This is a genomic window from Chryseobacterium mucoviscidosis (genome assembly GCF_002177115.1).
In the GTDB taxonomy this organism is placed as follows: Bacteria; Bacteroidota; Bacteroidia; order Flavobacteriales; family Weeksellaceae; genus Chryseobacterium; species Chryseobacterium mucoviscidosis.
Window position 1 is genome coordinate 1 of record NZ_MVAG01000090.1, and the last position, 276, is coordinate 276.

The window sequence follows — 276 nt, forward strand, 5'->3', positions numbered from 1 at the left end:
CAGTATGCAAAAGGAAGCTGGATTGTCGACCATTCCGGAAAGCGTTACCTTGACGGTTGTTCGGGGGCTGTTACCTGCAATCTCGGGCACGGTGTCCAAGAAGTGATTGAGCCTCTCAAAGAGCAGCTTGATGCTGTTTCATTCGTCTACCGTTCGCAGTTTACAAGTGAGCCGGCCGAACAGCTTGCCGAACTCCTGGCTGAATGGCTGCCGGGTGATCTGAATTGGTCTTTCTTTGTCAACAGCGGATCGGAAGCAGTTGAAACCGCCATGAAA

At 51.8% G+C, this 276-nt stretch carries 1 protein-coding gene; it reads left to right on the plus strand.

The window, feature by feature from the left end:
• Nucleotides 1–276: aminotransferase class III-fold pyridoxal phosphate-dependent enzyme (locus B0E34_RS22720; RefSeq protein ID WP_123956556.1), on the plus strand; the 276-nt coding region annotated here is incomplete at both ends.